We start from the raw sequence: 13,503 nt of genomic DNA, 5'->3' as shown, positions 1-13,503 counted from the left end.
CTGCCGAACGCCGGGCCCGGCTCAGTGGCCCCTCAGTAGCCGACGGGGCCCGCCGGCTGCGCGAAATGCATCCGGACCGGCTCGGTGTGGCCGACGAGCCGCACGTCGGGCTTGACCTCCTCGTGGTAGCCGAGGCCGAACCGGACGACGTACTGCTTGTAGAGACCCACCAGGGGAGCGGCGGCGAGGGCGGCTTGCATCGCGGCGGCGTTCCCGATTGCCGTGATCGTGTACGGCGGGCTGTAGGTGCGCCCGTTGAGCAGGAGCGTGTTGCCGACGCAGCGCGGCACCGACGTGGCGATGATTCGCTGATCCTGCATCTGGATCGCCTCCGCGCCGGCACTCCACATGGCGTTGAGGACGGCCAGGATGTCTTGCTGGTGGACCACCAGGTCATCGGGAGAGGCATCGCGGGGGAAACGGCCGTTGGCGTCGCGCTGGGCGTCATCGAGCGTCACCGCCAGGCCTGGCCCGTGCACCGGGGTCATGTCCGCTTCAGCGGCCAGCTCGGCCGAGCGCCGCAGCATCGCCGCCAGTGCGGCATCGGACGACCGCAGATGCGTCGAGTCGATCTTGCCTTCCAGTTGGTCCCGTTCGGCCTTGAGGCGATTCACCGAGGCCTGCGTCTCACGCACCAGGTCGACCAGGCGCGGTGCATCGCTGCGACGGATCTCGGCGCCACCGGAGACCCCGTGGGTGGCCGCCAGCAGCAGTCCGGCCAGCAGGCAAACCAATGGGACGCCGAAGCGCCATGGTGACCGGCGGGTCTGGATCATCCAGTCTCCAATTTCCTGGTCGGGGGGCCAGGTGGGTTAATCTCGTAGCCAAGTCCTGCGGGTAGCTACAACCGCTATCGTTGCACCCCGTCCCGCTCACCGTGATCCCGAGGTAATCATGCCCAAGTCCAAGGTCCGCAAGAAGAACGACTTCACCGTCAGCGCGGTCAGCCGGACGCCGGTGAAAGTGAAGGTCGGACCCTCCAGCGTGTGGTTCGTCGCGCTGTTCGTGGGACTGATGCTGATCGGTCTTGTCTGGCTGATGGTGTTCCAGTTGGCGGCCGTCGGAAGCCAGGCACCGACCGCGCTGAACTGGATGGCGCAACTGGGCCCGTGGAACTACGCGATCGCGTTCGCTTTCATGATCACCGGGTTGTTGCTCACGATGCGCTGGCACTAACCAAGATCAAGTTCCGGATGAATTCATCTTGGGGTCGATCCGCGGCTGCGCCAGCAACCTTGTGAGTACCCAATCACACGCGTGTGATTTATCCCCACTGTTGATAGCTGATGTGGATAACTGCATCGGCGGTGGTGGGAGGGGTTAAAGACGGCATGCAGCAAACACAATGGGAGCCCCGCGCGGCGGGAGTCGCTGGTTGTGGCCTCGGTGGGTTGTTTATGGCTATCGCGAGTGTGACCGTGGTCACAGACCCGCCGGGCCGCTTCATGGTGGGGATTGCCGGTGCGGGTCTGCTCTTGTTTGCGGGCGCGACGTGGCGCGCACGCCCAAAGCTGGCAATTACCCCCGCCGGTTTGGTAATCCGGGGATGGTTCCGGACGCAGGTATTGCAGCACCCCGACATCAAGATCATTCGGATCACCGAGTTTCGCCGGATGGGACGCAAGGTGCGCTTCCTCGAAGTCGAAACGGCCGACGACAGCCTGGTGCTGTTCTCGCGCTGGGACCTCGGCACCGAGCCGCTGGACGTACTCGACGCACTCACCGACGCCGGCTACGCCGGTCGAAGCGGCGGCGAGCCGGCGTAGGGCAAACGATTCAGGAGATCGTGATCGACTCGATGACGACCGGGTCGGTCGGACGGTCGTTGCCGTCGGTCGACGTCGTGGCGATCGCGTCGACCACTCGCTGCGACTCGGGCTCGGTCACCTCGCCGAAGATGGTGTGGCGCCGGTTCAGGTGCGGAGTCTGCCCGACGGTGATGAAGAATTGCGAGCCGTTGGTGCCCGGACCCGCGTTGGCCATCGCCAGCAGGTAGGGCTTGTCGAACTGCAGCTCGGGGTGGAACTCGTCGGCGAATTGGTAGCCCGGGCCGCCGCGGCCGGTGCCGGTCGGATCGCCGCCCTGGATCATGAAGCCCTGGATCACTCTGTGAAAGACCGCGCCGTCGTAGAACGGACCGGAAGGACCGCCCGACGCGTTTTGGGTCGAGTACTCCTTGGTGCCCTGCGCCAGGCCAACGAAGTTGGCGACAGTCTTCGGCGCGTGGTTTCCAAACAGGGCGATCTTGATGTCGCCGCGATTGGTGTGCAGTGTGGCAGTGGCAGTCTGATGCGGGCTGTTGGTCACGACACCAGAGTCTGCCATTGCCCGCGGGGCCGCCCGCACCGGGTGTCGCTCGATGGGGCCCGGCGCCGAAAATCCCGCCGTCGCGCGGCAATCGGCGCGGTGGTGTTTTTATGGTGGCAGTCTGTAGGTTCCACGACCCGGCACGGAAAGGCGGCAGATGAACGCGACGGCGGAATCCCGGCTGACCCCTAGGCAGCGGCTGTCCCGGGGCCTGGCCTACTCGGCAGTGGGACCGGTGGACGTCACTCGCGGTGTCATCGGGTTGGGGGCGGACACCGTACAGGCGACCGCAGCGGAGTTGCGCCGCCGCTACCGCCGGGGCCAACTTTCTCGCGATATCGCCGCGGCACAGGAAACGATCGCCCAGGAGCTCGCCGCCGCGCAGGAGGTGGTGTCCAGCCTGCCGCAGGCATTGCAGGACGCGCGCAAATCCCGGCGCCGCCGCAGCAAGCGCCCCCTGCTGATCGCGGGAGTGGCGGTCGTGCTGCTGACCGGCGGCGCGGTCGCATTCAGCATCGTCCGGCGTTCGACCAACCGCGACAACCCCGATCCGTCGCCGCGCCCGCCCAGCGTGGACGTCCAGCCGCGGCCCTGACTCGGCTTTAGGCAGCAAATAGCAGTTTTACCTATTGCACTGCCGCCGTTTGCTTTCCGTTGCCCAGAGCCATCTGGTTAGCGGTATGCGGGCCGCCTCACAGTTTCGGCCCCCGTGGCCGAAAATGAACGGGGCGGTCATGTCTCGATTCGCCACCCTGAGGCTGACGGCCGCCGGCTGCGGCGAGACGGTCACCGCGCCGACCGTCAACGCGCAGTAGGCCCTTGTGTTGAAGAGCCTGTGCGCCTGAGGAACTCGGCGCACAGGACCGGCGGCCGTCGAATCTGCCGAATTTCGTCTCGCGGCCGCAATTTTCGCCGTAGTCTCACAACCCGCAAAGAAAGGTTGTGAGCCCGTGAAGATCCGCTTGTTGGTGGCCGCGCTGGCCACGGTTGCCGCTGCGCTCGGCGTCGGAGGGACCGTTGCGCCCGCGGCGCAGGCAGACCCGCCGTACGCGAACTGCAAAGCGGCCGCGAAAGACGGGCGGTACAACATCCCGCGAGGCGACCCGGCCTACGGACAGTGGTTAGACCGGGACAACGACGGCATCGCCTGCGAATCCCACTAGGCGGCGGCCGGCGTCAGTCGTCGATGTGGTTCGGCGGCTGACCCAGCGGGGCCGGTTGCGACGGGTCGACCGGGTAGCACTCCGGCGGCGGCGTCACGTCCTCGATCACGCCCCGGCCACCGAAGACCGGGTAGCTGGGGGCCTGGTGGCACCGCTCGTAGACCCCGTTCGGCCCCGGCGGCTTGTCGCAGTAGGACTCTCCCGGAATGATGGTGCCCTGACAGCCCGCGGACGCGGGCGGAGCCAGTCCGATGCCAATTCCGACTCCGCCGAACGTCAATGCCGCTCCCAGCGCCACGGTTCCGGCGACCCGCGCTGATTTCATCATGAGCGGCACGATACAGCTAATAATGTGGCTGTGGCCTTGCCAGCCGAGTGAGTTTACCTGGACGTAGCAAACGAGCGGGTTTGGCTCCGCGGCCCGGCGGCCAATGTCTAAGCAGGAGTCGGTAATTCAGTCGGTACGGCGACCGCGAGAACGCCGCCTTTTGAATTGTGGAGCCTAGGGGAATCGAACCCCTGACACCTGCCTTGCAAAGGCAGTGCTCTACCAACTGAGCTAAGGCCCCTCGACAACCGGTGCGGGATCAACTGCTGCCACGTGCCAGACCTCGACGCCGCGGCGTGACCGCAGCACCGCCGCCACCAAAACAATCAGCGCCAACGGCAATGCAAGTCTCACACAACGTCTTGACGGGTACATGGTTGTGGGCCTAGGAGGACTCGAACCTCCGACCTCTTCGTTATCAGCGAAGCGCTCTAACCGCCTGAGCTATAGGCCCGTACACGCGTACGGCCGAGCGACGAGATTACCGCAATCGCCGCCCCACCCCAAAACCTGCACTAATCCCGGTCCGCCAGCGTGACTTCGACGCCGCCGATCAAGTCGGTTGTCAGGTTGTAGACAAACGCGCCGATCGTGGCCATCGCCGTCAACAAGACGATGTTGACCAATCCGATCAGCACGGCCCCACCGAAGATGGTCCCGCTCGAAACCAGTTCTCCGCTGCTGCCGCTGGTGTTGTTCAGCAGGTCGCCGACGTTGCTGTTGAGCTTGGCCCACACGCCCATGCCGCCGAGCACCAGGTACAGGAACGCCACCGCGATCATCCAGACGAAGAACAGCGCCACCGAAAGCATCAGGGACACCTTCAAGGTGCTCCACGGATCGATGCGCCGGATCTGCATGCTGGCCCGGACCGGGCCCCCTCGTCGCCGCGACACCTGAACCAGGCTGTCACGGCTTTCCCGAGATTCCGTCACCGTCGAGCGCCCGGCCGACTGGGACGATTCCGAGCCGCGGTCCGGGGTTGTGCCGCGCTGCGATCCGCGCGGAATCCCGCCGGACAGGTCCGGCAACTCGCTGGCGTAGGCCTCGTGCGTCGGACCGTCGCCGCGGCTCGGCGCGTCGAAGTCGTCCCGGCGCGGCGGGGCTTGCCCCGGCGCGTTGCCGCCCGAGATGAAGCGGTTTACCCGCGCGTCGACGCCGGAGGGCGGGCCCGGTGGCCGGGCCTCGCTCGGCGGTTCGCCTTGACGATTCCCGGGGTTGGCGGCCCGGGCGGCGCCGCGCTGCCACGGCGGCGAATCGCCGCCGTCCTGACTACGGCCTGCCTGGGTGGGCGTCCCGCGCGGGTGTGCACCGGCCCGCTCGGCCGAAACGTCCCCGTTCTGGCTGTCGCCCTTCTTGGGGGCACCCGGCTCGCTCGGTGAGGTCACCCCGACTCCTTACCTCTGCTGCCTCGGCCGCCCGGTCGGTGGCCCGTGCACTGTCTCTGGTCGGGCTGAGTCTAATTGCCCGTATCCGGTGGCAGTCCCTTGGCAGGCGACTGCCCGGCCCGCACCCCTAGCGGGCTAGCTCTGCGACTCCTCGCCGCCGTCGCGCTCCTCGCCGTCCTCGTCCGAACTTTCCTCGGCGTTGCGGGCAATGGCCAACAGCGTGTCGCCCTCACCCAGGTTCATCAACCGAACGCCCTTGGTCTGCCGGCCGGCCTTGCGGACCTGGCGCGCCGCCGTGCGAATGACACCGCCACCGGAGGTGATCGCGTACAACTCGCTCTCATCGTCGACAATCAACGCCCCCACCAGACTGCCACGGCGGCGGTCGTACTGGACGGTCAAAACGCCCTTGCCGCCGCGGCCCTGCACCGGGTACTCCTCGATCGCGGTGCGTTTGGCGTAACCCCCGGCGGTAGCGACCAACAGGAACATGCCTTCCTGCACCACATTCAGCGACAGCAGCCGGTCGTCCTCGTTGAAGCGCATGCCCTGCACACCGGAGGTGGCGCGGCCCATCGGTCGCAGCGCCTCGTCGGTCGCCGAGAACCGGATGGACTGCCCGTTGGCCGAGACCAGCAACAGATCGTCGTCGGCCGAGCACAGCACCGCCCCGACCAGCTCGTCGCCATCACGCAGGTTGACCGCGACGATCCCGCCGGAGCGGTTGGAGTCGAAGTCGGTCAGCTTGGACTTTTTGACCAGACCGTTCTTGGTGGCCAACACCAGATACGGCGCATCCTCGTAGCTGCGGATCTGGATGACCTGGGCGATGCGTTCCTCGGGCTGGAAGGCCAACAGGTTGGCGACGTGCTGGCCGCGCGCCGTGCGGGACGCCTCCGGCAGCTCGTAGGCCTTGGCCCGATACACCCGGCCCTGAGTGGTGAAGAACAGGATCCAGTCGTGCGTCGACGACACGAAGAAGTGCGCGACGATGTCGTCCTGTTTGAGACCGGCGCCCTGCACGCCTTTCCCGCCGCGCTTCTGGCTGCGGTACAGGTCGGTCTTGGTGCGCTTGGCGTAGCCGGTTTCGGTGATCGTGACGACGACGTCCTCGCGCGCGATCAGGTCCTCGTCGTTGACGTCGCCGTCGGCCGCGACGATCCGGGTGCGACGGGCGTCGCCGTGCTTCTCGACGATCTCGGCGAGCTCGTCGCGCACGATGCCGCGTTGCCGCTCCGGCTTGGCCAGGATGTCTTCCAGATCGGCGATCTCGGCTTCGATCTTGGCCAGGTCGTCGATGATGCGCTGCCGCTCCAGGGCCGCCAGCCGGCGCAACTGCATATCCAGGATCGCCTGCGCCTGGATTTCGTCGATATCGAGCAGCTCGATCAAGCCGGCCCGGGCGATGTCGACGGTTTCCGAAGCCCGGATCAACGCGATGACTTCGTCCAGCGCGTCCAGCGCTTTGACCAGACCGCGCAGAATGTGGGCCCGCTCGTTGGCTTTCCGCAGCCGGTAGGTGGTGCGGCGGATGATCACGTCGAGTTGGTGTTCGACGTACAGCCGGATCATCTGGTCCAGGCGCAGCGTGCGCGGCACCCCGTCGACGATGGACAGCATGTTGGCACCGAAGCTGGTCTGCAGTTGGGTGTGCTTGTAAAGGTTGTTCAGCACCACCTTCGCGACGGCGTCGCGTTTGACCTCGACGACGATGCGCAGACCCACCCGGTCGCTGGACTGGTCCTCGATGTTGGAGATCCCGGCGAGCTTGCCGTCGCGGACCTGCTCGGCGATCGAGGTGATGAAGTTGTCGTGGTTGACCTGATACGGGAGCTCGGTGATGACCAGCGAGGTCCGGCCGCGCGAATCCTCTTCTACCTCAACAACTCCGCGCATCCGAATGGAGCCGCGGCCGGTGGTGTAGGCGTCGTGGATCCCCTGCGACCCCACGATCAGACCATGGGTGGGGAAGTCGGGGCCCTTCACCCGCTCGCAGACCGCGGCGAGCGTCGCCTCTTCGTCGGCCTCGTGATTTTCCAGGCACCAGAACACGGCCTCGGCGAGCTCGCCCAGGTTGTGCGGCGGGATGTTGGTGGCCATGCCGACCGCGATGCCGCCCGAACCGTTGGCCAGCAGGTTGGGGAACCGGCTGGGCAGCACGGTCGGCTCTTGCACGCGGCCGTCATAGTTGGGGATGAAATCGACTGTCTCCTCGTCGATTTCGCGCAACATCTCCATGGCCAACGGCGTCAGCCGCGCTTCGGTGTACCGCATGGCGGCCGGCGGGTCGTTGCCCGGCGAACCGAAGTTGCCCTGCCCGTCGACCAGTGGGTAGCGCAGCGACCAGGGCTGCGCCATCCGGACCAGGGTGTCGTAGATCGACGCGTCACCGTGCGGGTGGTAGTTCCCCATCGTCTCGGCCACCGACCGCGCCGATTTCGCGTGGCTGCGGTCCGGGCGGAACCCGGAGTCGTACATCGCGTAGAGCACCCGGCGGTGCACCGGCTTGAGGCCGTCGCGGACCTCCGGCAGCGCGCGGCCCACGATCACGCTCATCGCGTAGTCGATGTAGCTGCGCTGCATCTCCTGCTGAATGTCAACCGGTTCGATCCGGTCGACGGAGTCGTCGCCCGGTGGCAGCGTGGTGTCAGTCATGTAGTCCTCGTGGGTCGGTCAGCCGTAGATGTGCTCAGACGTCCAGGAAGCGAACATCTTTGGCATTGCGGGTGATAAAGCTTCGGCGCGCGTCGACGTCCTCGCCCATCAGGATGGAGAACAGCTCGTCGGCCGCGGCGGCGTCGTCGAGGGTGACTTGGCGCAGCACCCGGACGGTCGGGTCCATCGTGGTTTCCCACAGCTCCTTGGCGTCCATTTCGCCCAGACCTTTGTAGCGCTGGATGCCGTCGTCCTTGTTGATCTTCTTGCCGGCTTTCGCCCCCGCCTCGAGCAGGCCGTCGCGCTCGCGGTCGGAGTAAGCGAATTCGGGATCGCTGCGTTGCCACTTCAGCTTGTACAGCGGCGGCTGCGCCAGGAACACGTGACCGTGTTCGATCAGCGGCCGCATGAAGCGGAACAGCAATGTCAACAACAGCGTCGAGATGTGCTGGCCGTCGACATCGGCGTCGGCCATCAGCACGATCTTGTGGTAACGCAGCTTGGCAATGTCGAATTCGTCGTGGATACCGGTGCCCAGCGCGGTGATAATCGCTTGGACTTCGGTGTTTTTCAGCACGCGGTCGATGCGCGCCTTCTCCACGTTGATGATCTTGCCGCGCAACGGCAGGATCGCCTGGAACATCGAGTCGCGACCGCTCTTGGCCGAGCCACCGGCCGAATCACCCTCCACCACATATAGTTCCGACTTACGTGGATCGGTGGAGCGGCAGTCGGCAAGCTTGCCCGGCAAACCGCCGAGGTCGGTGGCGCTCTTGCGGCGCACCAACTCTCGCGCCTTGCGCGCGGCGATGCGCGCCTGCGCCGAAGACACCGCCTTGTTCACAACGACTTTCGCGTCGGCGGGGTTGGCTTCGAACCAGTGGGTGAGTTGCTCGTTGCAGACCTTCTGCACGAACGACTTGACTTCGGTGTTGCCCAGCTTGGTCTTGGTCTGGCCCTCGAACTGCGGTTCGCTGACCTTGACCGAGATCACCGCGGCCAGGCCTTCCCGGATGTCGTCGCCGGTGAGGTTGGGGTCCTTCTCTTTCAGCAGCTTCTTGTCTTTGGCGTACTTGTTCACCACGGACGTCAGCGCGCTGCGGAAGCCTTCTTCGTGGGTGCCGCCCTCGTGGGTGTTGATCGTGTTGGCGAAGGTGTGCACCGACTCCGAGTAGCCGCCGTTCCACTGCATCGCGATCTCGACCTCATGGCCGGTGCCCTTGCCTTCGAAATCGATGATGCTCTGCTGAATTGGGCTCTTGGTGCGGTTGATGTGCTTGACGAAATCGACCAGGCCACCGGGGTAGTGGAACGTGCGTTGCTTGACCTTGTGCGGGGCGGTGGATTCGGCCGCCTTTTCTTCGGCGGTCTTGGGAGCTTCGGCTGTGTCGCTGACGACGTCGTCGACCACCTCTTCCCGGGATACTCGCTCGTCGGTGAGGGTGATGGTCAATCCCTTGTTGAGGAACGCCATTTCCTGCAGTCGACGTGCCACCGTCTCGAAGTCGTAGTCGGTGGTTTCGAAGATGTCAGGGTCGGCCCAGAACCGGATCGTGGTTCCGGTCTTCTTCGTGGCTTCACCCTGCTTGAGGGTGCCGGGTACGGCGCGCTCGTAGTACTGCGACCATTCGTGCCCGTCGCGGGAGATGTCGACCTCGAGGCGGGTCGAAAGCGCGTTGACCACCGACACACCGACTCCGTGCAGACCACCACTGACGTTGTAGCCGCTGTTCTCGCCGCCGAACTTGCCGCCGGCGTGCAGTTGCGTCATCACCACGTCGACGGTCGGTGCGCCGGTGGCATGCATGGCGACCGGGATACCGCGGCCGTTGTCGGCGACTTCGACACTGCCGTCGTCGAGGATGCGCACGTCGACCTGGTTCGCGTAGCCGGCCATCGCCTCGTCGACGGAGTTGTCCACGACCTCCCAGATGAGGTGGTGCAGACCTCGTTCGCCGGTGGATCCGATGTACATGCCGGGACGTTTACGGACGGCCTCCAGGCCTTCGAGCACGGTGATCGCTGACGCGCCGTATTCGTCTTGCGCCTTCTTCTTCTGGGCAGCCACGGTCGGAATGCTCTCCTCGGGGTTTCATGCGGGCGGTTCCAGTCACCGCAGCAGTCGCATCAGCCCACTCTACCGTGATCGGGGGTCGGGACCGATTTTCTGGGCGCGTTTCTACCTATCTGGACGCGCCGTGCGCTGAATTTCTCTATTGGCGCCGCGTCCGGACGTGCGTCATGGGGGTCCGTTTCGTTCTCGCGGATCTGAGCGGGCGAACCTTTACGGCTTGCCGGCAGCCGGGCGCCGGCGGCGGAGAACCACTCAATTGTGTCAGCCGTAGGTGTCGCGCGGCCCTCGACCGGAGATGTGTCGCGGCCCCTTGCGCCAGGACGGGGCGGCGGGTCCGGTGATTTTCAGCGATGTCACCACACCGTTGCCCACCGCGGCGGCGATCTTGGCCAGCAACTGCGCCTGGATCATCCGCAATTGGGTAGCCCAGGCGGTAGATTCGGCCGCCACGCTGAGCACCCCCTCGCTCAGCCCGGTCGGCGTCGCGTGATCGGCGATCTGATGCCCCACCACCGACGCCCAGTGCCCGAGCACCGTGCCCTCGGCGACACGTCCCGACCACCCGCGCTTTTTCGCGAGATCACGCGCGACCCTGCCCATCGGTTGCGGATCGCGAACGTCGGGGCCCGGACCCGACCAGCTGCGCCGCTGCCCGGTGACGCGGCGCGGAACCGGATTACTGCCGCGGCCGCGGCCGGCGTCCTTGCCCTGCGCCCGCGCCGCCGCCCGGGCTTCTTCGAGGCTGCGTCGCACCAGGTCGATGCCGCTGAGTCCGCTCGGTGGTTCGCAGGGTGGCGGGCTTTGTTCGTCGTGGTCGTCGTCGGTGCCCGTCATGGTCGCATCACCGAAACCCGGCCGGTGTCATCGTCTTGCAAGTCGATGTGCACCCGCCTAGCGTCCCAGCCCGCCGGGACATCTTCCAGTACCGCCGCGGTTATCAGGACTTGTTCGGCCGATTCGGCCACCGCGGCCAGGGCGCGGCGGCGGGCCGCGTCCAGTTCGGCGAACACGTCGTCGAGCAACAACACCGGCTCGGTGCCGTCCGCGCGAAGCAACTCGTATGCGGCCAGCCGCAGCGCGATCGCGAAAGACCACGATTCACCGTGGCTCGCAAAGCCTTTCGCTGGTTGATCGCCCAGACGGAGCTCTAAGTCGTCGCGGTGCGGGCCGACCAGACACACGCCGCGCTCCAATTCGGCGCTGCGGCGCGCCGCCAACGCGGCCAACAGCGCGGCTTCCAAGAAGTCGCCGTCGCTGGTCGCGGTTTCAGCCCCCTGGGCACCCAACCCGTCGATGCTCGTCTTGTAGTTGATCGACGCCGACCGCGACCCCGGTGCCAACAACTGGTAGGCCTTCTCCACCTCCGGTGCCAGCTGGTTCACCAGATCGATACGGGCGGCCATCAATTCGGCACCGTGCTCGGCCAACCTGCTGTCCCACACGTCGAGGGTGTCCATCGCACCGTGGTCGCCGCGATGTCGCGCCCCGGCCAACGATTTCAGCAGCGCGGTCCGTTGCCGCAGCACCTTGTCGTAGTCCGCGCGCACCCCGGCCACCGTCGGCCGGCGCACGGTCGCCAGGTCGTCGAGGTAACGACGCCGGTCCGCCGGATCCCCGCGGACCAGCGCCAGGTCTTCGGGAGCAAACAACACCGCGCGCAACACCCCGACCACTTCGCGGGTGCTGCGCACCGGCGAGCGATTCAACCGGGCCTTGTTCGCCCGTCCCGCGGCAATCTCCACATCGATCGCGCATTCCCGGCCCTCGTTGACCACGATCGTCGAAACCACCGCTCGATCGGCGCCCGCCCGGATCAGCGGCACATCGGTTCCCACCCGGTGGGACCCCAAAGTGGTCGAATACCACAGTGCCTCAACCAAATTCGTCTTCCCGAAGCCATTGGGGCCGACGAACACCGTTCGGCCCGGCTCGAGCTCCACGTCAACTTGTGCCCAGGACCGAAAATCACGCAGCCCCAAATGCCGGACGTACACCTATCCGGGCAACCGAACTGGCATCAACAAGTAGACGTAATCCGTAGGCAACGCGGAAAACGGACCATTATCCGTCGGGTGGCTGTCGTCGTCGAACGCCGGGCGCAGCAACGCCGGCTTGCCCGGCGTAGTGAAGCCGAACGACACCCGGTCGGCCTTCACCGAGGCGAGACCGTCGGTGAGGTACGTCGGATTGAACGCGATCGTCAACGGTTCGCCGGAGAAGTCGACGGCGAGTTCCTCTTCGGCACGGCCGACATCGTCGGCGCCGGCCGAGAGCCGCAACAGACCTTCGGCGAATTCCATGCGCACCTGCGCACCCCGGTCCGCCACCAACGCAACCAGCTTGATGGCCTCGGTCAACTCGGCCACGTTGATGGTCGCGACCGCCGTGTGCTCGGCCGGCAACAACTGACGAAACTTCGGGAATTCCGCATCCAGCAGTCGCGTCGTGCTGCGTTTGCCGTTGCCGCTGATCCCGAGCAGCCCGTCTTTTCCGACTCCGCTGCCGGCGCCCAATGACAATCGGACCTCGGAACCGTCCGTACCGGTCTTGGCGGCTTCGGCCAACGTCTTGGCCGGTACCAATACCGCCGCCTCGATATCGGGCGACAACGCCGACCAGGTGAGCTCACGAACTGCCAGACGGAATCTGTCGGTGGCGGCCAAAACGACCGTCTCACCCGAGATCTCGACCCGAATGCCGGTCAACATCGGCAACGTGTCATCCCGGCCGGCCGCAATCGCGACCTGGCCGATCGCCTCGGCGAACAAATCCGATGGCAAGGTCCCGGTCTCTTCCGGCAGCGTCGGCAGCGTGGGGTAATCCTCGACCGCCATCGTCGGCAACGAAAACTTGGCACTGCCGCAGGTCAATGCGACGCGGTTGCCGTCGACGTAAAAGTCGATCGGCTTGTCCGGCAATGCCCGGGTGATATCTGATAACAGCCGTCCTGACACCAAAACGCTTCCCGGAGAAGCGATTTCGGCTGCAATCTGTGCCTCGGCAGAAACTTCGTAGTCGAATCCCGAGATCGTCAAGCCCTGATCGGAGCCGGTCAACAGCACGCCGGACAGCACCGGGACCGCGGGGCGGCTCGGGAGGTTCTTCGCCACCCAGGACACCGCGTCGGCGAAAGATTCTCGGACCAGGCGAAACTTCAGATCGGTGAGGCCAGCAGTTGTCGTCGCCACGTTCACAGCGTCCCTTCACCTACCAAAGTTCAAAATCCGACAGCCAGCTTCGGGCCCCGCCACGAACGCCGATGGCGAGTTACCCGCCAGGACGTCCACAACGGAGTCGAATCACAACCGTAGAGCTTCTGCGTCCATCTTGAAAGCTAATCGTGAAGGCCGACAAGCCGAGTGGGAGCGAGGTTGGCGAGTGCTGTGCAGCGACGCATCCCCAAGCCTGTTCTTCAAAGAACAAACAACGGATAGATCTCAGTACCAGTATTAAGGCCTGTGCAATCTGGGGACAGCTTCGGCTCGGCGCTGCTAGCGCGGCGATCGGCTTGTGGATGACGGCGTTGGTAACTGTGTAGCCGATGTTGAGCCACTGGGGATGGGGGAGCGGTGTGCACTTCACGGCCGA

At 65.6% G+C, this 13,503-nt stretch carries 13 protein-coding genes and 2 tRNA genes; 4 read left to right on the top strand and 11 right to left on the bottom strand.

The genetic code is table 11. From position 1 onward, the window contains the following. Nucleotides 1–32: 32 nt before the first annotated feature. A complete protein-coding gene (locus tag BN973_RS02005) occupies nucleotides 33–776 on the bottom strand; it encodes a DUF881 domain-containing protein (RefSeq protein WP_036465575.1) in 744 nt (247 codons plus the stop codon). A gap of 118 nt (nucleotides 777–894) precedes the next feature. Here BN973_RS02005 and crgA point away from each other — a divergent pair, with 118 nt between their 5' ends. Together crgA and BN973_RS01995 are read left to right on the top strand one after the other, a co-directional pair. Further along, the gene (gene crgA, locus BN973_RS02000; RefSeq protein ID WP_025738162.1) at nucleotides 895–1,176 is read left to right on the top strand and encodes a cell division protein CrgA; all 282 of its coding nucleotides are present in this window, start codon (nucleotides 895–897) and stop codon (nucleotides 1,174–1,176) included. Nucleotides 1,177–1,331: 155 nt separating this feature from the next. Next, nucleotides 1,332–1,766 carry a PH domain-containing protein gene (locus tag BN973_RS01995; protein ID WP_036465574.1) on the top strand — a complete coding sequence of 145 codons (435 nt, stop codon included), beginning with the start codon at nucleotides 1,332–1,334 and terminating at the stop codon, nucleotides 1,764–1,766. A 10-nt stretch (nucleotides 1,767–1,776) separates the two neighbouring features. Here BN973_RS01995 and BN973_RS01990 read toward each other — a convergent pair whose 3' ends face one another. Then, nucleotides 1,777–2,325: a peptidylprolyl isomerase gene (locus BN973_RS01990; RefSeq protein ID WP_036465572.1), complete on the bottom strand. Its 549-nt coding sequence runs from the start codon at nucleotides 2,323–2,325 to the stop codon at nucleotides 1,777–1,779. Between the two features lie 139 nt (nucleotides 2,326–2,464). Between BN973_RS01990 and cwsA the strand changes: the two genes are divergently transcribed. Continuing rightward, nucleotides 2,465–2,902: a cell wall synthesis protein CwsA gene (cwsA, locus tag BN973_RS01985; RefSeq protein WP_036465571.1), complete on the top strand. Its 438-nt coding sequence runs from the start codon at nucleotides 2,465–2,467 to the stop codon at nucleotides 2,900–2,902. 382 nt (nucleotides 2,903–3,284) lie between these two features. Then, on the top strand, nucleotides 3,285–3,470 hold the full coding sequence (locus BN973_RS01980) for an excalibur calcium-binding domain-containing protein (RefSeq protein WP_139830362.1): 186 nt from the start codon (nucleotides 3,285–3,287) through the stop codon (nucleotides 3,468–3,470). 13 nt (nucleotides 3,471–3,483) lie between these two features. Here the strand turns inward: BN973_RS01980 and BN973_RS01975 are convergent, their stop codons facing one another. The 9 genes from BN973_RS01975 to dnaN all read right to left on the bottom strand — a co-directional run bounded on the left by BN973_RS01975 (nucleotide 3,484) and on the right by dnaN (nucleotide 13,109). Continuing rightward, entirely contained in the window at nucleotides 3,484–3,798 is a 315-nt protein-coding gene (locus BN973_RS01975) for a CDGP domain-containing protein (protein WP_036465570.1), read from the bottom strand. 168 nt (nucleotides 3,799–3,966) lie between these two features. Beyond that, nucleotides 3,967–4,039: transfer RNA gene (locus tag BN973_RS01970), tRNA-Ala, on the bottom strand. Nucleotides 4,040–4,178: 139 nt separating this feature from the next. Then, nucleotides 4,179–4,252, bottom strand: a tRNA-Ile gene (locus BN973_RS01965). A 61-nt stretch (nucleotides 4,253–4,313) separates the two neighbouring features. Further along, complete coding sequence (locus BN973_RS01960; protein WP_036465569.1) at nucleotides 4,314–5,186, bottom strand: DUF3566 domain-containing protein; 873 nt, start codon at nucleotides 5,184–5,186, stop codon at nucleotides 4,314–4,316. Between the two features lie 135 nt (nucleotides 5,187–5,321). Further along, nucleotides 5,322–7,841, bottom strand: a complete 2,520-nt coding sequence (gene gyrA, locus BN973_RS01955) for a DNA gyrase subunit A (protein WP_036465567.1) — start codon at nucleotides 7,839–7,841, stop codon at nucleotides 5,322–5,324. A gap of 34 nt (nucleotides 7,842–7,875) precedes the next feature. Further along, nucleotides 7,876–9,909: a DNA topoisomerase (ATP-hydrolyzing) subunit B gene (gene gyrB / locus BN973_RS01950; protein WP_036465565.1), complete on the bottom strand. Its 2,034-nt coding sequence runs from the start codon at nucleotides 9,907–9,909 to the stop codon at nucleotides 7,876–7,878. A 267-nt stretch (nucleotides 9,910–10,176) separates the two neighbouring features. Next, nucleotides 10,177–10,749 carry a DUF721 family protein gene (locus tag BN973_RS01945; RefSeq protein ID WP_036465564.1) on the bottom strand — a complete coding sequence of 191 codons (573 nt, stop codon included), beginning with the start codon at nucleotides 10,747–10,749 and terminating at the stop codon, nucleotides 10,177–10,179. Then, nucleotides 10,746–11,909: a DNA replication/repair protein RecF gene (recF, locus tag BN973_RS01940; RefSeq protein ID WP_036465563.1), complete on the bottom strand. Its 1,164-nt coding sequence runs from the start codon at nucleotides 11,907–11,909 to the stop codon at nucleotides 10,746–10,748. The genes BN973_RS01945 and recF overlap by 4 nt, the downstream gene beginning before the upstream one ends. After that, a complete protein-coding gene (gene dnaN, locus BN973_RS01935) occupies nucleotides 11,910–13,109 on the bottom strand; it encodes a DNA polymerase III subunit beta (RefSeq protein ID WP_036465562.1) in 1,200 nt (399 codons plus the stop codon). Nucleotides 13,110–13,503: the final 394 nt, after the last annotated feature.

The organism is Mycobacterium triplex, from assembly GCF_000689255.1.
Lineage (GTDB): Bacteria > Actinomycetota > Actinomycetes > Mycobacteriales > Mycobacteriaceae > Mycobacterium > Mycobacterium triplex.
The sequence above is the reverse complement of the archived record's forward strand: the minus strand, read 5'-3'. Positions and strand labels throughout refer to the sequence as shown.

Bases quoted from the DNA above. Each gene is read 5' to 3' on its own strand.
- BN973_RS01975 (WP_036465570.1), bottom strand. From the start codon at position 3,798: ATGATGAAATCAGCGCGGGTCGCCGGAACCGTGGCGCTGGGAGCGGCA.
- crgA (WP_025738162.1), top strand. From the start codon at position 895: ATGCCCAAGTCCAAGGTCCGCAAGAAGAACGACTTCACCGTCAGCGCG.
- gyrA (WP_036465567.1), bottom strand. From the start codon at position 7,841: ATGACTGACACCACGCTGCCACCGGGCGACGACTCCGTCGACCGGATC.
- BN973_RS01995 (WP_036465574.1), top strand. From the start codon at position 1,332: ATGCAGCAAACACAATGGGAGCCCCGCGCGGCGGGAGTCGCTGGTTGT.
- BN973_RS01990 (WP_036465572.1), bottom strand. From the start codon at position 2,325: ATGGCAGACTCTGGTGTCGTGACCAACAGCCCGCATCAGACTGCCACT.
- BN973_RS01945 (WP_036465564.1), bottom strand. From the start codon at position 10,749: ATGACGGGCACCGACGACGACCACGACGAACAAAGCCCGCCACCCTGC.
- cwsA (WP_036465571.1), top strand. From the start codon at position 2,465: ATGAACGCGACGGCGGAATCCCGGCTGACCCCTAGGCAGCGGCTGTCC.
- BN973_RS02005 (WP_036465575.1), bottom strand. From the start codon at position 776: ATGATCCAGACCCGCCGGTCACCATGGCGCTTCGGCGTCCCATTGGTT.